The sequence below is a fragment of the Agrobacterium sp. LY4 genome (assembly GCF_001526585.1).
Lineage (GTDB): Bacteria > Pseudomonadota > Alphaproteobacteria > Rhizobiales > Rhizobiaceae > Agrobacterium > Agrobacterium leguminum.
The window spans coordinates 64,911-85,557 of the sequence record NZ_ASYA01000010.1; the positions used below are offsets into that span (position 1 = coordinate 64,911).

The following is a 20,647-nucleotide window of genomic DNA, read 5'->3' on the forward strand; positions in this document are numbered from 1 at the left end:
CGTTTCATGGATTTGGATCATAAATTCTATTTTTTCCGTTTTCAATAAAAATATTCAGGCTGTTTTGCGAGTTCCCACAGCCACGGCCAGCGTAATGGCCAGACAGAGCGTGGCGGAAAGCGAGCGGAACGCGCCGAAATCGATCTCGGTGACGGTCAGCAGCGTCGCGCCGGATTTGCGCAGCGGATTGACGGCGGAATCGGAAAGGGCGACGACCGGAATACCGTTGGCGCGGGCGTTTTCCGCCAGCTCCAGCGTTTCTGCGGAATAGGGAGAAAAGGTGATCGCTATCAGCGCATCGTCACGGGAAATGGCGCTGATATTGCCGAGCCCGCCGACCGCACTGTGCAGAACCGCCGGCACCTTCATCTTCTCGAAGGCGTAAGCGAGATAGCTGGCAATTGGGAAGGACCGCCGCAGACCGATGATATGCACGGTGCGCGCCTTCGCCAGCGCCGAAACCGCCTCGTCAAGCTGGCGGGTATCGACCGATTTCAGCAGCATTTCCAGTGAGGAACGGCCGGCCTCTACGAATTCGGCAAGCAGGCCGGATGCGCTTTCATCGCCCTTCTCCCGCAGATGGTCGAGCCGCGTGGCATAATCCGGCCGCCGCCGACATAGGAATCGCGGAACAGCCGCTGCATTTCCGAAAAGCCGGAAAAGCCCATGATCTGGCAAAAACGCATGAAGGCCGAGGGCTGCACGCCAGCCCCTTCCGCCATTTCAGCGACGGTGGAAACGGCGATGCGATCCTGATTGGAGGCGACATAATCGGCGCATTGCCGCAATCGTTTCGGCAAACCCTCCGCGACCTGGAGCAGCCGCTCCTCAAAAGCCTTTACGGATTCTGGCGCCTCGATTGCCGTCATTGTCGTTCCTTTGTGCAGACTGAAATCGTGTGCACTTTAACTGCAGTGGAATTTTTATTCCATTGGGTTTTTTAAGGTATGAGTGATGGACGGCATTTGGGGCAGTAATGGCCAGCATACTCTCCTCATCCCTGTTCCCCGGAACAAGCCCGAGGATGTCACAGGGATCCAGCCGCCGCGCGTCCGCGCGGCGAGGGGATTCCTTCCAGCCCAAGGACTTGGGCTGACTGGATTCCTGTGACGAGCACAGGAATGAGGGGAGCGCGGGTTTTCCCTTGTGAAGTAATCGAGAAAGATGCACGTTCATTTACATGAAGGGTTACGTTTATATTTTAGCATCCAAACGAAACGGCACGCTCTATACTGGTGTGACGAAGGATTTGCCGAACAGGATTTTCGAACATCAGAATGAACTAACACCCGGCTTTACTTCGCGATATGGCGTGAAGATGCTCGTGTGGTTCGAGGAATACGACCTGTTGACGAGCGCTATTACGCGCGAAAAAACAATCAAGAAATGGCCGCGGCAATGGAAGCTCAATCTGATCGAAAGCATGAACCCGGAGTGGGATGATATATCCGCTCATTTGCATGGCCTGTGACCCACGCACTATGATCAACCATTGACGGTCACCACACACTCACCTCATCCCTGTGCTTGTCACAGGGATCCAGCCGACGCGCGTCTGCGCGGCGAGAGACTCGTTCCAGCCCCAGGACTTGGGCTGGCTGGATTCCTGTGACAAGCATAGGAATGAGGGTGGTGGTGGGGACTCAATGCAACCCGCCAACGCCAAGATGCGTATCGATAATATCCGGGTTTTCCGCAAGGTCGCTGGATGGCCCCTCCCAGACGATGCGGCCGCGTTCCATGATGATGGCGTGGTCGGCGAAGTCGATGGCCATCTGGATGCGCTGTTCGACGAGGAGAATGGTCATTTCACCCGATTGCGCCAGTTTGGAGAAGGCGGCCATCAGCTCCTCGCAGATGACGGGGGCGAGGCCTTCCAGCGGTTCGTCGAGAAGCAGCACGCGCGGTTGGCCGAGAATCGTGCGGGCGGTGGAGAGCATTTGCTGTTCGCCGCCGGAAAGTTGCGAGCCGAGATTGCGGCGGCGCTCCTTCAGGCGCGGAAACAGCGTGTAGGCTTCCTCGATGGCCGATTTCGGCCGGGTCTTGAGGCCGACGAACAGGTTTTCCTCGACGGTGAGGGTGGGAAACACATCGCGGGTCTGCGGCACGTAGCCGAGGCCGGCTTTGGCGCGGGCAGCGCTTGGCAAAGCGGCGATGTCCTGCCCGCCGATGCGGATATCGCCGGCAAAGCGTTTCGTCTGGCCGGCCAGCGTGGCGAAGAGGCTGGTCTTGCCGACGCCGTTGCGGCCGAGCACGGCGAAACGCGAGCCCGACGGCACGGAAAGAGACAGGCCCTCGATGACGCGGGTGGGGCCATAACCGGCGGTGAGGTTGACGATTTCAAGCGGCGCTGCGGGCATCGGCGTAACTTCCCAGATAGGCTTGGCGGACTTCCGCATTGCTGGTGACGTCTTCCGGCGAACCGTCGAAGATGACGGCGCCGGCCGCCAGAACGACGACGCGTTTGGCGAAACGGAAGACCAGATCCATGTCGTGCTCGATCATCAATATGGCGAGATCGGCCGGCAGCCGGTCGAGCGCCTGTTCGATACGCGCGGTTTCCGTGGAAGGCACGCCGGCGGCCGGTTCGTCCAGCAGCAGGATTTTCGGGCGAAGCGCCATGGCAAGCGCGATCTCGATCAGCCGCTGCTGGCCATAGGCGATTTCGCGCACCTTTGTTTCGGCAAGTGCGAGAAGGCCAAGCGTGCCGAGAATGTCGCGGGCTTCGCTCATCACCGCAGGCATGGCGCGGTAACGGCCGAAAATCCGGCCAGTCTTGCCTTCGCGCTGGAGAATGGCAAGCGCTACGTGTTCCTCCGGGGTCATGTCCTGAAACAGCCTTGTGACCTGGAAGGACCGCACGAGGCCGCGCTTCACCCGCTGGCTGGCGCTGAGGCCGGTCACGTCTTCGCCAGCAATGCGCACCGTGCCGGCCGAGGGCTTGATATTGCCGGTGACGAGATTGACGAAGGTGGTCTTGCCGGCACCATTCGGGCCGATCAGCACCGTGCGGTCTCCCGGCGAAAGCGACAGCGAGACATTGTTGGTGACGACGAGGCCGCCGAAATTCTTCTTGAGGCCGGAGACTTCGAAAATGGCGCTCATTTGCGACCTCCACGGATGCGCGCAATGATCTGTTCACCCGCGCCATAAAGCCCGCGCGGCGCAAAAAGCACGACGGCAATCAGCAGCAGGCCGACAATGGTGAGCCAGTGGAACGGATTGGCGGCGGAAACGACATCTTCGAACCACATGAAGGTGACGGTGCCGATCAGCGCGCCGTAAAGCGAGCCCGCGCCGCCGAGCACCAGCATGACCAGTGCTTCGGCAGAAAGCGTGAAGCTGAGGCTGTCGAGGCCGACGACCTGGGTGGAAATGGCGTTGAGCGCACCGCCAATGCCGGCGACGATGCCCGATATGACGAACATCTTCAAAATCGTGCCGTTGACGGCGCCGCCCATGGCCTGAATGCGGATGCTGTCCTGCTTGACGCCACGGCACAACATGCCAAAGGGCGAGTTGACCACGACCCTGAGGGCGAGGAAGACGACGAGCAGCAGACAGACGCCATAAATATAGGCGGTGCGGCCGAAAAGATCGAATTCGAAGGTGCCGAACAGCGCGTCTGGGGAGACGCCGGCAAGACCGTCGCTGCCGCCCGTCCAGCCGGATGCCTTGTTGGCCGCCTCATGGAACAGGTGGATGACGGCGATGGAAAGAACGAGCTGCGGCAGGCCGTGGGCACGCAAGAGAACCGTGCCGGAGACCAGCCCGGCGACGCCGCCCGCAGCCGCGCCGATCACGGTCATCAGCAGCGGATCGGTGATCTCGAAATGGGCGGCGGCGATGCCGGCGGCATAGGCGCCCGCACCGAAGAGCGCGGCATGGCCAAGCGTGGCGACGCCGCAATAGCCGGTGACGAGATCGATCGACAGCACCAGGAGAGCAATAGCGATGATGCGGGTCAGAAGCGCCAGATTATCCGGAAACAGGTAATAACCGGCAATGGCGGCGATAATGATGAGGAGCGGTCCCGCAAGCGTGCGCAGCGGCGAGCGCGCCTTCGGGATTTCTGCCGTTTCAGTCACGTCGTTCATGAGCACCGCCATCTCATTTCGCCCTTCCGAGAAGGCCGCGCGGGAACAGCGTGATGATCACGATGACCGCCAGGTAAAAGAAGAATTCGCCATATTCCGGCGCGAGGTAACGCCCGGTCGTATCGATGGCGCCGAGCAGCAGACAGGCGATCAGCGCGCCGGGAATGGAGCCCGCGCCGCCGACCGAGACCACCACGAGGAAGGTCACCATGTAGCGCAGCGCATAATAGGGTTCGACCGGCAGCAATTCCGCGCCGATGACGCCGCCCATGGCGGCAAGGCCGACGGCGATGGCGAAGCTGACGGCATAGATAACCTCGGTGCGAACGCCGAGTGCGGCCGCCATGGCGGCATTATCGACAGCAGCGCGCAGCTTGATGCCGAAGGCGGTCTTTTCGAAGGTGAACCACAGCGCGCCGGCCACGGCGAGACCGCAGGCAATGGCGAAGATGCGATGCGTGGCGATGGTGCGGAAGCCAAGATCGGTGGGGCCGGCCAGCTGCTGCGGCAGGGGAATGGTCTTCAGCGTCGGCCCGAAGACGAAATTGGCGATGCCGATGATGCAGAACGTGATGCCGATGGTCATCAACACCTGCGTCAGCTCCGGCGCGCCATAGATGCGGCGATAGAGAAAACGCTCAAGCGGTATGGCGATGACGATGGTGCCGACGATGGCGACGAGGATCGCCACGGCATAACCGAGACCGAGGCCATGGGCGGCATAGGAGGCGAGATAACCGCCGATCATGGCGAAGGCGCCATGCGCCAGATTGACCACCCGCATCAGCCCCATCGTCACCGAAAGGCCGATGGAGATGATGAACAGGACCATGCCATAGGCAAGCGCATCGACAAGGATGCTGAAGACCGTCTGCATGCTGAAAAGCTCCTCCCGGTGCTGCAATACCCATCCGGGCCGGAACCGGGCCGCGACGGGCGGCCCGGAAAGTCTTTACAAACTGCCGTTATTTTGTGGCGGCGAGGCCCGTGTCGCCGGTTACTTCGCGGCGGCGAGGCCCGGATCGCCCTGTTTTTCGAAGGTCTGGACTTCCTTGTTGTAATAATTGCCGTTATCGCCCTTGGCCACTTCGCGCAGATAGATGTTCTGCGTGATGTGGCGGCTTTCCGGATCGATGCTGACAGGGCCGCGCGGGCTTGTCCAGGAAAGACCCTTCACCGCGTCCACCGCCTTTTCCGCATCCTGTTTGCCGCCGGTGGCCTCGATCATCTTGCTGATGACATACATGCCGTCAAAGGCGCCGACGGAAGGGAAGGAGAGTTCCTTCGGATTGCCGATGGCCTTGGCGGCGGCCTCCACGAAGGTCTTGTTCTCAGGCGAATCATGCGAGACGGCGTAATGGAAGGTCGTCTGCATGCCGAGCGCGGCTTCGCCGAGCGCCGGCAGGTCGGATTCCTGCGTCAGATCGCCCGGCGCGAAGAGCTTGACGCCTGCGGATTTCAGGCCGTTATCGTTGAAGGCCTTGACGAAGCCGAGCGTGGTCGGGCCCGACGGCAGGAAGGCGAAAACGCCTTGCGCGCCGGAATCCTTCACGCGCTGCATGATCGGGCTGAAATCATTGGTGGAAAGCGGCATGCGGATGCTTTCGACAACCTCGCCGCCGGCGGCGGTGAAGGCCGCCTTGAAGGCATTTTCGGCATCGACGCCCGGACCATAATCGCTGACCAGCGAGATGACCTTCTTCACGCCGCCATCAAAGGCCACCTTGGCGATGGGGGTGGAGGTTTGCCAGGTGGTGAACGAGGTGCGCACCACATAGGGGCTTTTCGTCACGATGGCCGATGTGGCGGCATTCATGATAACCATCGGCACATTGCCCTGCTTCAGCAAAGGCGTGACGGCCATGGCGTCGGGGGTGAAATAGAAGCCGGCGAGATATTGCACGCCTTCCTTGACCACCAGCTCCTGCGCCAGCGCCTTGGACTGCGCCGGATCGGCCTGCGGCACATCGCGATAGACGACCTCGACCGTATCGTCGCCGACCTTGTTGCCGTGAAGGGCGAACCAGGCATCGATGCCGGCCTTGAAGTTCTTGCCCTGCAGCGCGAAGGGGCCGGAGAACGGACCGACCACGCCCACCTTGATCGTATCGGCATAAGCGGCAGTACTGAAGCAGATGGCCGCGATGGCGGCGGTGATCCGTAATTTCATGATTTCCTCCCAATTGACCCGTGGCTCCCATCCACCGATCCAGACTGCCAGATTGATGAGTGCGGTGGCCAAAGTAAAATGAAATAAGGGGGGTGATAAATAACCTGACGGTTATCAATACCCGTCTCGCCGGGTTTGTCTCATGTAAGATCGCACAATAGTGATCATCCCGTGATTCTCAATGTATAGCGCCGCCGCAGCCATCACGACCGGTGTTTTCGCGGCACGTGGTATCGAAATGCTTCCTCATGAAAACCAGCTTTTGTGACATGTTTCGAAAATGACGGTCATACCCGCGCAAGCCTCGTGCCTTAACCAGTTCTAAGGGGATTGTTTGTAGCCTCGCGAAGCATATTGTGAACTTTATTTGGTGTCTGATGGGCGAATATCAAAATAGAGTTGTTGAGTTGATGCGAGATCGCGTTGGCGAAAGTATACTCAACAATAAGATCGAGCGCCGTGAAGCATTTCTTCGCAAGGCGCTGGCGCTGTATCACGTCATGGGCGGAGACGCGCAAGGCATGCATGCTGCGGTGGAGGATGTGGTCAACCTGCAAAAGCCGAGTGTCGATGTCGCTATTGGCGACGTGATGCATGAGCTGGCAGCAATCGGTCACGTTGCTGATCTCGATATTATTCAGGCCGGGTACAACAAGCTTGATGCCGCTAATCTGCATATTCTGAGCAAGGGCAAGAGGCTTTTGCAGAAGCAGCGGGACCAAAAACTCGCCGGCACGGCAGGAAAATAGGCCGCCCATCGAGGGCGGCCTGCAATATCAGGCCACTTCCCCGACAAGAATCTCCTGCCAGGCATCATAGGCGGAGAGAACCGTTTCCATCTGTGCGGTGTGGCCGGTGATGAAGTCGTTGCCGTAGATCGTCTCATCGGGATATTCGGTGATCAGCGTCATCGGCACGGTGTGGCGGTCGTCGACGGAGGACAGGCACGGGAAGCCGTTGATGATGCGGAAACCGGTTTCGCCGGCGTGGATTTCATAAAGAGCGATCTGTCGGTTGTTGTAATCGAGCAGGCCGGGAATGGCGCCGAGATGGCGCGTCACCCGGTCGAGCAGGGCTTCGGCCTGCCTTTCCCAGTCCGCATGGTGGCGGATGATGAGGAAGAAACCCTTCGGCAGCGTCCACATGGCGAAATTGCGCGGGACATAGCCGGAAAGCGGCCGGGTCCATTCATGCGATGGATAACCGTGCAGGTTCACATGCAGGCTGGCGCCGCTCATTTCCTGCGCCCTGAAACGGATTGCCTTCTCGTTGAGATGGACACCCGAATTCTCCCGCGTGCGATATTCGAGATCGTCGCCGAGCGCCGTGTAACGCGCCGCGTGATGCATGTGGCGCGGATTGTCGGCTCTCAACCGCTGATGCAGGGCGTAACCATCCGGATTTTCCAGCGGAGAAATGGTGAAATGTGCGCCCTTGCGCTCTGCGAGTTTGCGCGCGGCGCGGATGGCGCCGACGATGCCTGTCGTCTCGTTGGGATGCTGGCCGCCGCTGATCATCACCGCGGCATCGCTGCCGGCGACATAACGGGCGGCAAGAATGCGGCCGGAACGGGAGCGGGCCTCGAAGGCCTCGCCGCCGATTTCTTCAAGCAGCTTCGCGAGCTGGCCTGCCGCAACCGGTTCGCTGGCCGTATCGATCTGCTGTTCACGGCCATCGAGAAAAGCGGTGGTGAGCGTGCGGGCCTCGATGCGGACGGAGACTTCACCTTCGCTTTTCACGATTTCCGGTACGATCTGGCCGGGCTTCAGGCCCCGGTCACCCAGCGGCCGGCCGGATTTCTTCTGGAAGAACTCCAAAAGCGAGAAATAGAAATCCTCATGCAGGGCTTCGCGCAGGCTGACGACCTCATCGCCGAGGGAGAGCGGCAGATCTTCGGCCGGATGCGCGACGTGGATGTTCAGTTCCTCGAAATAGGGCTCTTCATCGCCCCAGCCATGGTTGGCGACGGCATGGATCGCCGCTTCGAAAAGCCGTTCGTAATCCGTTTCCAGCCGTTCACCCACAGCGTCGCCGGCAAGCCGGAACCAGCCCGTGGGTGAAACATTGGTTTCGCCGACGATATCGGTGTGCACCCGGTTTGGCGCCAGAATCTTCAGGGTTTCCTTCTTGCCGTTGCGGTTCAGGGTAACATCATAATGGAAGGCGTCATCTTTTCGGGCGACGAAGTCGATCTTCGCATCGCCCACCAGAGCCGCCAGCGGATAGGCTTCCAGCCGGAAACGATTGGCGGGCGCGTTGGTGTGCACCGGGTAACGCACCTCTATGGTGTCGACGCCATCCAGATTGATCTCTTCCAGAAAGGTGAAGAGAAGCGGCTTGTAGGCGCTGCGGATGCGGGCGCTGACGCCTTTTTTCTTCAGCCGGTTTTCGGCTTCGCGGCGGCTTTTGGCATCATCGAAGCTCCATGCCTCGAAGGACTGGCCGGGCTCGGCATTGGCGAGAAGCGCATCCAGCGTGCGTTCGAAAGTCTGGTCGAAAATCTGGCTCATCGCTGTTACCTCGAGGTTCTGCCGGTGGGGTCGAGGCTGTCGCGCAGCCAGTCGCCGAGAAGGTTGAGGCCAAGCACCGTCAGAAGGATAGCAAGACCCGGGAAGACGCTGACCCACCATGCCGTCTGCAAATAGGTCCGTCCATCCGCCAGCATGCCGCCCCAGCTCGGAATGGTCGGATCGACGCCGAGGCCGAGAAAGGTGAGGCTGCTTTCAAGCAGGATGTTGTTGGCGACATTGAGCGTCATCAGCACGATGACCGGGCCGATGAGGTTGGGCAGCAGATGCTGGAGAATGATGCGCCAGTCCTTCACGCCGATGGCGCGGGCGGAAAGGATGAACTCCCGCTCTCGCAGCGTCAGCACTGAGCCGCGCACGAGGCGGGCATATTGCACCCATTGCGAGACGATGAGGAGGATGATGGTGTTGGTGAGGCTGCCGCCGACAATGGCGATGAAGGTGATGGCAAGCAGAATGAAGGGCATGGCGAGCTGGATATCGGCAAAGCGCATGACCAGCATATCCCAGAAACCGCGATAATAACCGGCCACCAGTCCGACCGCGACGCCGAAGATGACCGCGCCGATGACCGAGGTGAAACCGACCAGCAGCGAAATCTTGCCGCCGGCGACGACACGGGCGAGCACGTCACGCCCCAGCGGATCGGTGCCGAGCGGATGGGCGGCATTGGCGAAGGGTTTGGCAAGGCGTGCCATCAGGTCGATCTTGTCCGCGCCGCCCGGAAACAGCACGTCGGAAAAGACGACGGCAAGGCAGATGACTGTCGTGAGGAACGCGCCGAGGACGAATTCGAGATTGGTGAAGCGCGCGAGACGCGAGGTTTTGGCAGCCATCGTCACTTACTCCGTGCGGATGCGCGGATCGACAAGCCCATAGGCGATATCGACCAGAAGGTTGATGCCGACGATCATCAGCGACAGCACGGTGATGACGGCCTGAAGCACGGGATAATCACGCGCGCCGACCGCATCGAAGGCCAGCGTGCCGAGGCCCGGCCAGTTGAAGACACGTTCGATGACGACGATGCCGCCGAGCAGCCCGCCGAATTGCAGGCCGAAATAGGTGATGAGCGGAATGGCGCAGTTGCGCAGCGCGTGTTTGTAGAGAACCTTGTTTTCGCTGAGACCCTTGGCGCGCGCCACCATAACATATTGCGAGCGCAGCGTATCGAGCATGGCCGTTCGGACAAGGCGGACATTGGTGGCGGTGAGGATGACGCCCATGGTGACGGCGGGCATGATGTAGCTGGCAAAACCACCCATGCCGCTTGGCGGCAGCCAGCCGAGCGTGATGGAGAATAAGAGCACCAGCATGGTGGCCAGCCAGAAATTCGGGAAGGACAGGCCGACAAGCGAGAAGATGCGGATCACCTGATCGGCCGCCTTGCCGCGCGAGGTCGCTGCCTTGATGCCGAGCGGGATGGAAAGCGCAATCGACACCGCCATGGAAATGAAGGCGAGCAAAAGCGTGGCGGGCAGGGCATCGGCGATGAGGCGCGAAACCGGCGTGCTGCCGGTGAAGCTGCGGCCGAAATCGAGCGTCACGAGGCCCTTCAGGAAGCTGAAATATTGCACGAAGAACGGCCGGTCGGTGCCCAGCGCCGCGCGAATGCGCGCCAGATCGTCTTCCGTCATGCTGCCGCCGCCCTGGAACATGGTGACAGCCGGATCGCCGGTGAGGCGAATGGCGAAAGAAACGAGAAGGGTGATGGCGATGACGACAAAAATCGCCTGCAGCAATCGCTTGATGAGGAAACCGGCCACGTTTTTTACCTTGCGAGGAAACGGGGGAAGAGAAATCCCGCCTTGCCCGCGAGAGGCGGACAAGGCGGCGTGTCAGAGGATCAACCCGCTTATTCGACGGTCACGTCGGTCAGCTTCAGGCGGTTATCCGGCGGTGCGACGAAACCCTTGACCCGCTTGTTGATGCCGTAAATGGCATTGGTGTTGTAAAGCGGGATTTCCAGCGCGCGGTCGGCGGTATAGCTGCCGATTTCCTTGAGGATTTTTTCGCGCTCGGCACGGTCGGTCAGCGGACGCTGGGATTCCAGCAGCTTGTCCAGCTTCTCGTCCTTGTCATAGGGGTTCCACTTTTCACCCGAGTGGTACATCGAATAGGCCGTGTTGTCGTAGTCGAAGGTCCAGCCGCCCCATTTCTGCTGGAACATCGCGCCGGTCTTGCCCTGCGGGATGATGTCGTTCAGCAGCACGTTGGTTTCATAGGGCTTGATGGTGGCGGTGATGCCGACCATGGAGAGGTAGCTGGAAATGACCTGCGCCACCTCGTTCATCGTCGCGTCATTGCCGCGGATATCGATCTGCAGCGCCGCGCCTGCCTTGACGCCGGCTTCCGCGAGCAGCTTCTTTGCACCTTCCGGATCGTAAGGCAGCGGCTTCAGTTCCGGGTCGTAACCGAAGGACAGCGCGCTCTGGAAGCTTGCGATTTCCGATGCCTGGCCGGCAAGGATCGACTTGACGATGGTGCCGCGGTCGACGGCCATGATGATCGCCTTGCGCACCTTCGGGTCGGCGGTGATGCCGTCACGGGTGTTGAAACGCAGCGCATCGACCGTCGGGCCGGGAACGCTGACGATCTCGAGCTTGGAATCGCCTTGGATAACCGGGATCATGCCGATCGGGATGGTGGGCGGAATGACGAGATCGACGCGGCCGGCCTGCAATTCGGCAACGGCGGTCGCCGGCTCGGCGATGAAGCGATATTCAAGCTCGGAAAGTTTTGGCGCGCCGCCCCAATAATCGGGGTTGGCTTCGAGCTTGATGTTGGTCTTCGGTGCGTAGGAAACGAATTTGAATGCACCGGTGCCGACGGGGTTGAGGTTGAAATTGTCCTCGCCCTTTTCCTGAATGTACTTCGGCGGAACGATCATGCCGCCATAACCGGCAAGCTTGGTCAGCAGCACGGGATCGGGCGCTTTCAACTTCATGTCGACGGTGTAATCGTCGATGACATCGACGCTTTCGATGGCGACATAGTTGGAGCGCTGCGGGCCCTTGGCGCCCTGTTCGCCGAGAAGGCGCTCGAAGGTGAACTTGACGGCGGCGGCGTTGAAGGGCTCGCCATTATGGAACTTGACGTTCTGGCGCAGCTTGAAGCGGATGCGCTTGCCCTCATCCAGCTCTTCCCAGGATTCGGCAAGGCCGGGCACGACCTTCAGGTCCGGGCCGCGATAGGTGAGGCCATCGAAGATGTTGGTGGCGACCGCCGCCCATTGCACGAGGAAGGTGTCGATCGGATCCCAGCTACCCGGGTCCTGCGGGCTGGAAATGGTCATCTTGCCGGCAGCAAGAGCCGGTGCGGCGGTAAAGGCCGTGGCGGCCATGGCAAGTGCGACGAACGTTGTCGTCATCCCCTTCTTGATCATTGTCATCTACCTGTTCCTCTTCAGATGGTTGTGGGTCTGGTTGTTATTCAGGCGCTCTTCGCGATGAAGTGGCCCGGATTGATTTCCTCATGGGCGAGAATGGCCGGCTCATCGCCGACACGGCGCACGGGATTGGGGATTTCGCCCTCGATCATGGCGATGCGGCGCTCGATGGTTGGATCGGCGACCGGCACGGCCGAAAGCAGGCGGCGGGTATAATCATGCGTCGGCGTTTCGAAGACCTGCCGGCGGCTGCCCATTTCCATGATCTGGCCGAGATAAAGCACGGCGACGCGGTGGCTCATCTTTTCCACCACCGCCATGTCATGGCTGATGAAGAGATAAGCGAGCCCGCGCTCGGCCTGCAAATCCATGAACAGATTGATGATCTGCGCCTGAATGGAGACGTCGAGCGCTGAGAGCGCCTCGTCCGCGATGATGAGCTTCGGATCGGAAGCCAGCGCACGGGCAATGCAGACGCGCTGGCGCTGGCCGCCGGAGAACTCATGCGGATACCGCGCGGCATGTTCGGAGCTGAGGCCCACACGCTCCAGCAATTCATCCACGCGCCGCTTTACGGCCTTCTGATCGTTGATCAAACCATGGGTGTTGATCGGCTCGGCAATCGAAAAACCGACCGTCTTGCGCGGATCGAGCGAGGCGAAGGGATCCTGGAAGATATATTGCACTTCCTGGCGCATGCGGAAGCGTTCCGCCGCCGACATCTGCGAATAGCTGCGACCATTGAAGGCAATTTCGCCTGATATGGCCGTCTGCAGTTGCTGGATGGTGCGGCCGATGGTGGATTTGCCGGAACCGGATTCGCCCACCAGCGCCAGCGTTTCGCCGGCGTGAATATCGAAGCTCACCTTCTGCACGGCGCTGCAACGGTGCGTCGCCTTGCCGAACAGGTTCTTGCGGATATCGAAACGCACGAACAGGTCCTTGACCGACAGAAGCGGCTTGGCGTCATATTTCGCGGTGTTTTGCACGCGCTCCTCGCCGACCACGACCGGCTGGCCGTCCTGCAACACGGTGAGCGGCAGGCGCTTGGGAAACTCTTCGCCTTCCATGCTGCCGAGGCGCGGAACGGCGGAAAGCAGGGCGCGCGTGTAAGGGTGCTGCGGATTGGCGAAGATATCCTTGACCGGACCTTCCTCGACCTTCTTGCCCTTCCACATGACGACGACGTCATCGGCCATTTCCGCCACCACGCCCATGTCATGGGTGATGAAGACCATACCCATGCCGAGCTTCTTCTGCAGGTCGCGCATGATGTTGAGGATCTGCGCCTGAATGGTGACGTCAAGCGCCGTCGTCGGTTCGTCGGCGATCAAAAGCTTCGGCCGGCAGGCGAGCGCCATGGCGATCATCACGCGCTGGCGCATGCCGCCGGAAAGCTGGTGCGGATACCGTTTCAGAAGTTCGGCCGCATCGGGCAGGCGCACCATTTCGAGCAGCTTCTGTGCTTCCGCCAGCGCTGCCTGCTTGCCCATCTTTTCATGCAGCACAAGCACTTCGCAGATCTGGTCGCCGATGGTGAAGACGGGGTTGAGCGAGGTCATCGGCTCCTGGAAGATCATGGCGATCTCCTTGCCGCGGATCGCGCGCATCTCTTTCTGAGATGCCTTCAGCAAGTCCTTGCCTTCAAAAAGGATTTTGCCGGTGGGGTAGGTCGCGCCCATCATATCGGCAAGGCGCATGGTGGAAAGCGAGGTGACCGATTTCCCCGATCCGGACTCGCCGACGATCGCGACCGTGCTGCCGGGCTCGACGCTGAAGGAGATATCGTCCACGACGCGGCTATTGCCGAACTCGACGCTCAGGCCTTCGACCGAGAGGAGGGCGTTTGCGGGTGCGGCAGTCATGTCAGCGTCTCCGGCGTGGCCTGCGCGGCAAAGCTGGCGCGGCCATGTGAAAATGAGGAAGGGAAAAATGTCTCGGGCAGGCGCGTGCTGGGCGACGCCATGGGCAAGGACGGGGATGTTGCGAAGAACTGCATGTCTTCAGGCCGCTTTATCGGCAAAATGCGCATTGGACGTCGCCCGCGGACACAGCACATTCGATGTCACCGAAGCGCCGCAGGCAACCTCATCGGTACCGGCCGGATGATTTGCGTCGGCCGCAGATTCGACGATGCGCATGTAACTCTAATTCCCCACCCTTGTTTTGCGAAAAAGCTAACAAAACCGAACAATCATGTCCAGAGTGTTGAACAATTTTTGTGTACTGCTCTACAAATGCGCAGCTGCACCGATTTTGAGCGCGCATTCCTGAAGAATGCTTCGCAATGATGCGTGTATTCCACGATTATTGTCGCTAAAAACCCTTGGGAAGAACGATGAGGAATGGGAATGCCGGGCATGAACAACAAGGCAGGTGCAGTCAGGCTGAGGGGCTTTTTACGGTGCTTGTCCAAGGATGATGTCGAACTGGTGCGACGCCACCTTCCCGAACATCTGCGTCTGACCAGAGCGGAACCCGGCTGTCTTTCCTTCGAGGTGTCCGAGACAGACGATCCCCTGATCTGGCAGGTAGATGAGCTTTTTGCCGACCGTGCCGCCTTCGATTTCCATCAGCAGCGGACACGGGCGTCCGAGTGGTTCACGGCGACCTCCGCCATTCCACGCGACTACGAGATAACGACATTGGCGTGAATGAGAACAGGCCGCAGCGGCATTCCTGCCGGCTGCGGCCTGATCGGGTTTCCCAGATCGTATTTCGGTGCCGGGATTTATTCCTTCGGCATGCCGACCGGCGGCGCAAGCCGTCTTTGCGCGGCGATGCGGAAGGGGGCGTTCATCGCGCCATAACCGCCATAGGCTCCGCGTCTTTCGATGATTTCGAAGAAGAAACCCTCGCCGAAGGTGCGGCTGTAGATCTGGAAATATTCGCCATTGTCGTCGCGGTCATAAAGAATGCTCGCGGCCCGGAGCGCGTCCGAAAACTCCGGCTCCAGCCCGAAACGGGCTTCCAGATCGTCGTAATAATTGCGCGAGATCGGCAGGGCGTGGAAACCGCGCGCCTGCAAGGCTTTTGCGGTGGCGAAGATATCGTCGGTGGCAAACGCGATGTGCTGGATGCTGGTGCCGAAGCCCTCGGCCAGAAATTTGCCGGCGAAAGTCTTGCGATTGTCCGCACCGTTCATTGTCAGGCGGAAATGCGGTGAGGGCATGCTTTCAATCGCCTGGCTGCGCACCAGCCCGCCCGGATCGACCACATCGACCATCGGCGTGCGCCGCGTCGCAAACAGCGAGGTGTAAAATAAAAGCCAGGTCAGCATTTCATCGTAATGCGTTGTTTGCGCAAGATGATCGATCCGCCTGAGGCCGGCGTCGCCTTCCGGCGTTCGGCCTTCCGTCGGCACGAATTCATTGTCCCATATGGAGGAAAGCTCTGGTGAAGCATCGAGGAAATAGATGACGCCGTTGCCCACGCCCTGAATGGCGGGAACGGCGACTTCGCCTGACTTGCGCGGTTCGGCGAAGGTTGGCGCACCCAATGCTTCGGCCCGCGCCAGTGCTGCTGCGGCATTATCCACCTTCAGCCCGAAGGCATAGGCATTGGTGCCGTGGATGGAATAGGAGGCTCCCGCGAAGCTGTCGCCGCCATCGCTTGTATTGATGACGATGCGAATATCGCCCTGCGTATAAAGATCGACATCGCGATTGCGGTGCCGGGCGGTGTTTTCAAAGCCGAGCGTGGCGAGAAGGGCTTCCAGATTGGGCTTTTCTTCCGGTGCTGTGGTGAATTCGACGAATTCCACGCCTTCCGTCTCCACCCGTTCCGGCATGGCGGGCACATCGATGCGGATATCGGGTTCGAGACGGCGCACCTGGTCCATCAGGTTGATGAGCGAGCGGTGGCCGTCTTCGGCCAGCAGCCGGGCCGAGCCGCCACGGAACTGGTCGTTGAAGATTTCGAGCGACAGCGGGCCGTTATAGCCGGTTGCGGCCACGGCGCGCATGAAATCCACCACCGGCAGATCGCCTTCGCCCGGCATGTTGCGGAAGTGGCGGCTCCAGTAAAGCAGGTCCATGTCGATCAGCGGCGCATCGGCAAGCTGCACGATGAAGATTTTGTCGCCAGGAATGGAGCGGATCGAATTCGGGTCGATCTTGCGCGACAGCGTGTGGAAACTATCGAGGATGATGCCGACATTGGCGTGATCGGCGCGGCGCACCACTTCCCAGGCGTCGCGGTGATCGCTGATATGGCGGCCCCAGGCCAGCGCCTCGTAACCGACGCGCACGCCATGTTTTGCCGCAAGCTCCCCGAGCTGATGGAAATCGGCGGCGGCGCGGTCGATGCCGCCGAGCGAGACCGGCGAGACATTCGAGCAGATCAGCATCAGGTCGGTGCCGAGTTCGCCCATGATGTCGAATTTGCGCTCGGCCCTTTCAAAAGCGCGGCTCCGGTGCGGCTCCGGCATGCCCTCGAAATCGCGGAACGGCTGGAAAAGGGTGATATCCAGCCCGTGATCGGCGGCCAGCGCTTTCACCTCGCGCGGCGAGGCGTCGTAGGTCAGGAAATCGTTTTCGAAAATCTCAACGCCGGAAAAGCCCGCTTTGGCGATGGCCGCCAGCTTTTCGGGGAATTCGCCGCTGATCGATACGGTTGCAATGGATGTGCGCATTGGCATGCCGTGTCTTATTGTGTCATAGCTCGCCATATTGCCTTCCTTTTCAGCCTTATGTACTGATTGGTTAATAAAGGGGACGCAGCCAGAGGCCAGCCCCGTCCAGGGAATGAAGCATGAGCAAAAGCACGACCTCCAAAGGCACCCGCGATACCCGGCAGGCGAAGCGCGATCCGGAAGGGGTGCGCCGGGATATTCTTTCCGTCGCGATGGAGGAATTTTCGCAGAATGGCCTGTCTGGCGCCCGCATCGATGAGATTGCGGCGCGCACGCGCACGTCCAAGCGCATGATCTATTATTATTTCGGCGACAAGGAAGGCCTTTACAAACGCGTGCTGGAGGAAGCCTATGCGCAGGTGCGCGGCGGCGAAGGTAGTCTTGAGCTGGATGATCTCGAGCCGGTCGCCGCACTTGAGAAGCTCTGTCGGTTTACCTTCGAGCACCACCGCCGCAACCCCGCTTTCGTGCGGATGGTGATGACGGAAAACATTCACCACGGCAGGCACATCAGGGTTTCCGAAGCGATCCGCAACGTCAACCGACCGGCCATTGAAATCATGCGCCGAATATTGAAGCGCGGGCAGGATGCCGGCGTGTTTCGGCCCGGACTGGACGCTCTTGAACTGCATTGGCAGATCAGTGCTTTGTCTTTTTATAACGTCTCGAACACCGAGACTTTTTCGTTCAATTTTGGCGACACGCTTTTTAGCGAGGCCGGCCAGGAAGCGCTGTCTGCGCATGTGGCGGAGATGTTGCTGCGCTATGTATTGATGCCCGAGCATATTACGCGGATCGGGAAAGGCGATTGATGAGGTGGCGCAGCGCCACCTCATAGCCATCGACGCCGAGGCCGGCGATTACGCCTTCGGCGCGGGTCGAGATATAGGAGTGGTGCCGGAAAACCTCGCGTTTGTGGATGTTGGAAATATGCACCTCGATCACCGGCCCCTCGAAGGCATTGAGCGCATCGAGGATCGCGACCGAGGTGTGGGTAAAGGCGCCGGGATTGATGACAATGCCCGCGGACTTGCCGCGGGCTTCGTGAATCCAGTCGATCAGCTCATATTCCCGGTTGCTCTGGGCAAAAAACAAATCGTGGCCCGCGCTTTCGGCGATCCCACGGCAATTGGCCTCGATATCGGCGAGCGTTTCATAACCATAGATTTCCGGCTGGCGCTGGCCGAGCAGGTTGAGGTTGGGACCGTTCAGAACAGTAAAAAGGCTCATGCGACGCCCTCCGCCATACAAAGCTCGGTGAAATGCGCCGTCATGCGCCCGGCATCCGGCTCGCGGCCGCAGAAGAGGCGGAATGCACCGACGGCCTGAAACACGGTCATGCCGCCGCCGGGCAGGGTGCGACAGCCCTTTTTCGCCGCCGTCGCCAGCAATTCGGTGACAAGCGGCATATAGACGATATCGGCCACCCAGTGCCGCCGTTCGATGAGATCGGCCGGAACCGGCATGCCGGGATGGGCCGGCATGCCCATCGGCGTGGCGTGGATCAGGCCATCGGCAAAGGGCAGGGAGGCGGCGGGGTCTTTGACGGCAAGCGCGCGGCCCTCGCCGAAGCGGGCATTGAGTTCCCGGGCCAGTTGCTCCGCCCTTGGGAAATCCCGGTCGAAAATGTCGAGGCGGGCGATATCGAGCTTCAATGCGGCATGGGCCACCGCAACGCCAGCGCCACCCGCGCCGACCAGAAGCGCCCGGTCACGCCGCGCATCCGGCAGGCCGCGCACGAAGCTTTCGTAAAAGCCGTACCAGTCGGTGTTGTGGCCGATGCGGCGTCCGTCCCGGAAGACGACCGTATTGACTGCGCCCAGCATGCGGGCATCGTCCGACAGTTCGTGCAGATGCGGAATAACGGCCTGCTTGAAGGGATGGGTGATGTTGGTGCCGGAAAAACCGCGCGCTTCCAGCTCGTCCAGCAGGTCGGGAAGGGCGCTCGACGGCAGCTTGCGGGCGGTGACATCCACCAGCTCGTAGGAATAATCGAGGCCGTGCGCCGCCCCTTCGCGCATGTGCAGCGCGGGCGATTTTGAAAGCTGTATATCGGCGCCAATCAGGCCGACCTTGAAGGAAGTTTTCTCTGTCATGATCACGTGTCGCTCATCGGACGGTGTGGGAGAGGCGGGATTATCCCCGCCTGTCTTAAGAGCGCGCGAACCTCAGTGGTGGGCGAGAATTTCGCCGAGGAACGTGCGCGTGCGCTGGTGCTTGGGATCGCGGAAGAATTCTTCCGGCGGGCCTTCCTCGATGATCTCGCCTTCCGACATGAAGATCACCCTGTCGGCCACCTGCCGTGCAAAGCCCATTTCATGGGTCACGCAGATCATCGTCATGCCGTCGCGGGCAAGGCCGATCATGGTGTCGAGCACTTCCTTCACCATTTCCGGGTCGAGCGCCGAGGTCGGCTCATCGAACAGCATGGCCTTCGGCTCCATGCACAGCGCCCGGGCGATGGCCGCGCGCTGCTGCTGGCCGCCGGAAAGCTGGGCCGGGTACTTGTCTGCCTGGTTGAGAATGCGCACGCGCTCCAGATATTTGCGCGCCGTCGCCTCCGCATCGGCTTTCGACAGGCCCTTCACCCGCATGGGCGCAAGCGTGCAGTTTTCCATGATGGTCTTGTGCGGGAAGAGATTGAAGCTCTGGAACACCATGCCCACCTCGCGGCGAACCGCATCGATGGCCCGGCTGGAATCCGACAGCGTCGTTCCCTCGACCGTGATCTTGCCCTCCTGGATTTCCTCCAGATGGTTGATACAGCGGATGAGCGTGGATTTGCCCGAACCGGACGGCCCGCAAAGAACGATTTTTTCGCCTTTGCGAACCGTCATGTTGACGTTTTTAAGCGCGTGGAAGGCTCCATACCACTTTCCCACCCCTTCAAGGGCGATCAGCGGAGCCTGAGCGGCGGATTGCGGCATGGAACTTTCCTTCATGCTTTGGCAGCAGTGTTAGTTGACGGTGTAGGGAATGTCGGGAAGCGAAGCCGGGAACTGCGGCACCGGGCGCTTCATCCATTTGGCGTAGACTTTTTCGAGGTCGCCATTGGCCTTGATCTTGTCCAGATAGGCGTTCAGCGCTTCGTTCCAGTCCTTTTCGCCGGGGCGTGTGGCGGCGCTGTTGTAGAGGGTCACGAGGTCGAACTTCACCTCGTAATCCTTGCCGCCGGCAGCCGCGAGACGGTCGCCATAGAACTGGTTACCGCCGATCGCCTCGATCTGGCCCGACAGGATCGCCTGAATGGTGGCGGCATCGTCATCGAAGCGAAGGATATTCGCCTTGGTGCCAGCCCCTGCGGTCAAGGCCGTATCCATCGGGCTGGATTTCGGTGCGCCGACGGTCATTCCGGTCAGATCGTCGAAACCGGCGATCTTCTTGTCCTTGGTGGCATAGACCGACATGACATTATGCGCGTAGGGCTGCGCATATTGCACGTTCTTCGCCCGCTCCGGCGTCATTCCCATCGATGCGAACAGCGCATCGACCTTGCCGGTGCGAAGCGAAGGGATGCGGTTGGCGACGGCAAGCGGCACAAATTCCACCTTCAGCCCCAGATAATCCGCAAATCCCTTTGCGAGATCGGCGTCATAACCCTCCTGAACGCCGGTGGAATTGATGAAACCCCAGGGCGCATTATCGCCCTGGATACCGATCACGACCTTGCCGCTGGCTTTTGCCTCGTCAAGCGTTCTCGCATCTGCCGCCACCGGCGTCAGAACCGGCAGCAAAGCTGCCGTCAGTCCCGCTGCAAGGGTTGCTCGCCAACCCGTCAGGGTTTTCAAGATTCTCATTGTTTGCTCCTCCCAAATCCAGACGGAACCCGCC

General features: G+C 60.3%; 20 protein-coding genes and 1 pseudogene. 4 read left to right on the forward strand and 17 right to left on the reverse strand.

The window, feature by feature from the left end; translation table 11 throughout:
* Positions 1–54: 54 nt before the first annotated feature.
* Positions 55–869, reverse strand: a pseudogene (locus L904_RS09915) (MurR/RpiR family transcriptional regulator).
* Between the two features lie 311 nt (positions 870–1,180).
* Here L904_RS09915 and L904_RS09920 point away from each other — a divergent pair.
* Positions 1,181–1,471: a GIY-YIG nuclease family protein gene (locus L904_RS09920; RefSeq protein ID WP_020809641.1), complete on the forward strand. Its 291-nt coding sequence runs from the start codon at positions 1,181–1,183 to the stop codon at positions 1,469–1,471.
* A 172-nt stretch (positions 1,472–1,643) separates the two neighbouring features.
* Here the strand turns inward: L904_RS09920 and L904_RS09925 are convergent, their stop codons facing one another.
* The 5 genes from L904_RS09925 to L904_RS09945 form a co-directional block, all read right to left on the reverse strand.
* The gene (locus L904_RS09925; protein ID WP_020809642.1) at positions 1,644–2,360 is read right to left on the reverse strand and encodes an ABC transporter ATP-binding protein; all 717 of its coding nucleotides are present in this window, start codon (positions 2,358–2,360) and stop codon (positions 1,644–1,646) included.
* Positions 2,341–3,105, reverse strand: a complete 765-nt coding sequence (locus tag L904_RS09930) for an ABC transporter ATP-binding protein (protein WP_020809643.1) — start codon at positions 3,103–3,105, stop codon at positions 2,341–2,343. Before L904_RS09930 ends, L904_RS09925 begins: the two co-directional genes overlap by 20 nt.
* Positions 3,102–4,109 (reverse strand): branched-chain amino acid ABC transporter permease, encoded by a 1,008-nt coding sequence (locus tag L904_RS09935; RefSeq protein ID WP_020809644.1) that lies wholly within the window; start codon positions 4,107–4,109, stop codon positions 3,102–3,104. The genes L904_RS09930 and L904_RS09935 overlap by 4 nt, the downstream gene beginning before the upstream one ends.
* A gap of 1 nt (position 4,110) precedes the next feature.
* Positions 4,111–4,974, reverse strand: coding sequence for a branched-chain amino acid ABC transporter permease (locus L904_RS09940; protein WP_003519826.1), 864 nt, complete (start codon positions 4,972–4,974; stop codon positions 4,111–4,113).
* Positions 4,975–5,094: 120 nt separating this feature from the next.
* Positions 5,095–6,267: an ABC transporter substrate-binding protein gene (locus tag L904_RS09945; protein ID WP_031233687.1), complete on the reverse strand. Its 1,173-nt coding sequence runs from the start codon at positions 6,265–6,267 to the stop codon at positions 5,095–5,097.
* Between the two features lie 377 nt (positions 6,268–6,644).
* Here L904_RS09945 and L904_RS09950 point away from each other — a divergent pair, with 377 nt between their 5' ends.
* Positions 6,645–7,016 (forward strand): hypothetical protein, encoded by a 372-nt coding sequence (locus tag L904_RS09950; RefSeq protein WP_035263262.1) that lies wholly within the window; start codon positions 6,645–6,647, stop codon positions 7,014–7,016.
* 27 nt (positions 7,017–7,043) lie between these two features.
* On the opposite strand, the gene L904_RS09955 is transcribed toward L904_RS09950, so the two are convergent.
* The 6 genes from L904_RS09955 to L904_RS28100 all read right to left on the reverse strand — a co-directional run bounded on the left by L904_RS09955 (position 7,044) and on the right by L904_RS28100 (position 14,324).
* Positions 7,044–8,777, reverse strand: a complete 1,734-nt coding sequence (locus L904_RS09955; protein WP_035263264.1) for a M14 family metallopeptidase — start codon at positions 8,775–8,777, stop codon at positions 7,044–7,046.
* A gap of 5 nt (positions 8,778–8,782) precedes the next feature.
* Complete coding sequence (locus L904_RS09960; RefSeq protein WP_020811984.1) at positions 8,783–9,631, reverse strand: ABC transporter permease; 849 nt, start codon at positions 9,629–9,631, stop codon at positions 8,783–8,785.
* A gap of 6 nt (positions 9,632–9,637) precedes the next feature.
* The gene (locus tag L904_RS09965) at positions 9,638–10,561 is read right to left on the reverse strand and encodes an ABC transporter permease (RefSeq protein ID WP_035263266.1); all 924 of its coding nucleotides are present in this window, start codon (positions 10,559–10,561) and stop codon (positions 9,638–9,640) included.
* Positions 10,562–10,650: 89 nt separating this feature from the next.
* Positions 10,651–12,186 carry an ABC transporter substrate-binding protein gene (locus L904_RS09970; RefSeq protein WP_035263269.1) on the reverse strand — a complete coding sequence of 512 codons (1,536 nt, stop codon included), beginning with the start codon at positions 12,184–12,186 and terminating at the stop codon, positions 10,651–10,653.
* A gap of 41 nt (positions 12,187–12,227) precedes the next feature.
* The gene (locus L904_RS09975) at positions 12,228–14,048 is read right to left on the reverse strand and encodes an ABC transporter ATP-binding protein (RefSeq protein ID WP_035263271.1); all 1,821 of its coding nucleotides are present in this window, start codon (positions 14,046–14,048) and stop codon (positions 12,228–12,230) included.
* A gap of 138 nt (positions 14,049–14,186) precedes the next feature.
* The gene (locus L904_RS28100; protein WP_157086935.1) at positions 14,187–14,324 is read right to left on the reverse strand and encodes a hypothetical protein; all 138 of its coding nucleotides are present in this window, start codon (positions 14,322–14,324) and stop codon (positions 14,187–14,189) included.
* Positions 14,325–14,534: 210 nt separating this feature from the next.
* Between L904_RS28100 and L904_RS09980 the strand changes: the two genes are divergently transcribed.
* Complete coding sequence (locus L904_RS09980; protein ID WP_080657539.1) at positions 14,535–14,837, forward strand: putative quinol monooxygenase; 303 nt, start codon at positions 14,535–14,537, stop codon at positions 14,835–14,837.
* Positions 14,838–14,914: 77 nt separating this feature from the next.
* Here L904_RS09980 and L904_RS09985 read toward each other — a convergent pair whose 3' ends face one another.
* Positions 14,915–16,816 carry a bifunctional sugar phosphate isomerase/epimerase/4-hydroxyphenylpyruvate dioxygenase family protein gene (locus L904_RS09985; RefSeq protein WP_031233940.1) on the reverse strand — a complete coding sequence of 634 codons (1,902 nt, stop codon included), beginning with the start codon at positions 16,814–16,816 and terminating at the stop codon, positions 14,915–14,917.
* A 119-nt stretch (positions 16,817–16,935) separates the two neighbouring features.
* Between L904_RS09985 and L904_RS09990 the strand changes: the two genes are divergently transcribed.
* The gene (locus L904_RS09990) at positions 16,936–17,628 is read left to right on the forward strand and encodes a TetR/AcrR family transcriptional regulator (protein WP_020810447.1); all 693 of its coding nucleotides are present in this window, start codon (positions 16,936–16,938) and stop codon (positions 17,626–17,628) included.
* Here the strand turns inward: L904_RS09990 and aroQ are convergent.
* The 4 genes from aroQ to L904_RS10010 form a co-directional block, all read right to left on the reverse strand.
* Positions 17,603–18,046, reverse strand: a complete 444-nt coding sequence (aroQ, locus tag L904_RS09995) for a type II 3-dehydroquinate dehydratase (protein ID WP_020810446.1) — start codon at positions 18,044–18,046, stop codon at positions 17,603–17,605. The two genes, L904_RS09990 and aroQ, sit on opposite strands and share 26 nt — an antisense overlap.
* The gene (locus L904_RS10000) at positions 18,043–18,912 is read right to left on the reverse strand and encodes a shikimate dehydrogenase (protein ID WP_031233939.1); all 870 of its coding nucleotides are present in this window, start codon (positions 18,910–18,912) and stop codon (positions 18,043–18,045) included. Before L904_RS10000 ends, aroQ begins: the two co-directional genes overlap by 4 nt.
* A gap of 72 nt (positions 18,913–18,984) precedes the next feature.
* Complete coding sequence (locus L904_RS10005) at positions 18,985–19,743, reverse strand: amino acid ABC transporter ATP-binding protein (RefSeq protein ID WP_003505500.1); 759 nt, start codon at positions 19,741–19,743, stop codon at positions 18,985–18,987.
* A 30-nt stretch (positions 19,744–19,773) separates the two neighbouring features.
* The gene (locus L904_RS10010; RefSeq protein WP_020810444.1) at positions 19,774–20,613 is read right to left on the reverse strand and encodes a transporter substrate-binding domain-containing protein; all 840 of its coding nucleotides are present in this window, start codon (positions 20,611–20,613) and stop codon (positions 19,774–19,776) included.
* Positions 20,614–20,647: the final 34 nt, after the last annotated feature.

What these genes read in the sequence shown, in the direction of transcription:
- L904_RS09920 (WP_020809641.1), top strand. Translation starts at nt 1,181, where the DNA reads ATGAAGGGTTACGTTTATATTTTAGCATCCAAACGAAACGGCACGCTC.
- L904_RS09925 (WP_020809642.1), bottom strand. Translation starts at nt 2,360, where the DNA reads ATGCCCGCAGCGCCGCTTGAAATCGTCAACCTCACCGCCGGTTATGGC.
- L904_RS09930 (WP_020809643.1), bottom strand. Translation starts at nt 3,105, where the DNA reads ATGAGCGCCATTTTCGAAGTCTCCGGCCTCAAGAAGAATTTCGGCGGC.
- L904_RS09935 (WP_020809644.1), bottom strand. Translation starts at nt 4,109, where the DNA reads ATGGCGGTGCTCATGAACGACGTGACTGAAACGGCAGAAATCCCGAAG.
- L904_RS09940 (WP_003519826.1), bottom strand. Translation starts at nt 4,974, where the DNA reads ATGCAGACGGTCTTCAGCATCCTTGTCGATGCGCTTGCCTATGGCATG.
- L904_RS09945 (WP_031233687.1), bottom strand. Translation starts at nt 6,267, where the DNA reads ATGAAATTACGGATCACCGCCGCCATCGCGGCCATCTGCTTCAGTACT.
- L904_RS09950 (WP_035263262.1), top strand. Translation starts at nt 6,645, where the DNA reads ATGGGCGAATATCAAAATAGAGTTGTTGAGTTGATGCGAGATCGCGTT.
- L904_RS09955 (WP_035263264.1), bottom strand. Translation starts at nt 8,777, where the DNA reads ATGAGCCAGATTTTCGACCAGACTTTCGAACGCACGCTGGATGCGCTT.
- L904_RS09960 (WP_020811984.1), bottom strand. Translation starts at nt 9,631, where the DNA reads ATGGCTGCCAAAACCTCGCGTCTCGCGCGCTTCACCAATCTCGAATTC.
- L904_RS09970 (WP_035263269.1), bottom strand. Translation starts at nt 12,186, where the DNA reads ATGACAATGATCAAGAAGGGGATGACGACAACGTTCGTCGCACTTGCC.
- L904_RS09975 (WP_035263271.1), bottom strand. Translation starts at nt 14,048, where the DNA reads ATGACTGCCGCACCCGCAAACGCCCTCCTCTCGGTCGAAGGCCTGAGC.
- L904_RS28100 (WP_157086935.1), bottom strand. Translation starts at nt 14,324, where the DNA reads ATGCGCATCGTCGAATCTGCGGCCGACGCAAATCATCCGGCCGGTACC.
- L904_RS09980 (WP_080657539.1), top strand. Translation starts at nt 14,535, where the DNA reads ATGCCGGGCATGAACAACAAGGCAGGTGCAGTCAGGCTGAGGGGCTTT.
- L904_RS09985 (WP_031233940.1), bottom strand. Translation starts at nt 16,816, where the DNA reads ATGCGCACATCCATTGCAACCGTATCGATCAGCGGCGAATTCCCCGAA.
- L904_RS09990 (WP_020810447.1), top strand. Translation starts at nt 16,936, where the DNA reads ATGAGCAAAAGCACGACCTCCAAAGGCACCCGCGATACCCGGCAGGCG.
- aroQ (WP_020810446.1), bottom strand. Translation starts at nt 18,046, where the DNA reads ATGAGCCTTTTTACTGTTCTGAACGGTCCCAACCTCAACCTGCTCGGC.
- L904_RS10000 (WP_031233939.1), bottom strand. Translation starts at nt 18,912, where the DNA reads ATGACAGAGAAAACTTCCTTCAAGGTCGGCCTGATTGGCGCCGATATA.
- L904_RS10005 (WP_003505500.1), bottom strand. Translation starts at nt 19,743, where the DNA reads ATGCCGCAATCCGCCGCTCAGGCTCCGCTGATCGCCCTTGAAGGGGTG.
- L904_RS10010 (WP_020810444.1), bottom strand. Translation starts at nt 20,613, where the DNA reads ATGAGAATCTTGAAAACCCTGACGGGTTGGCGAGCAACCCTTGCAGCG.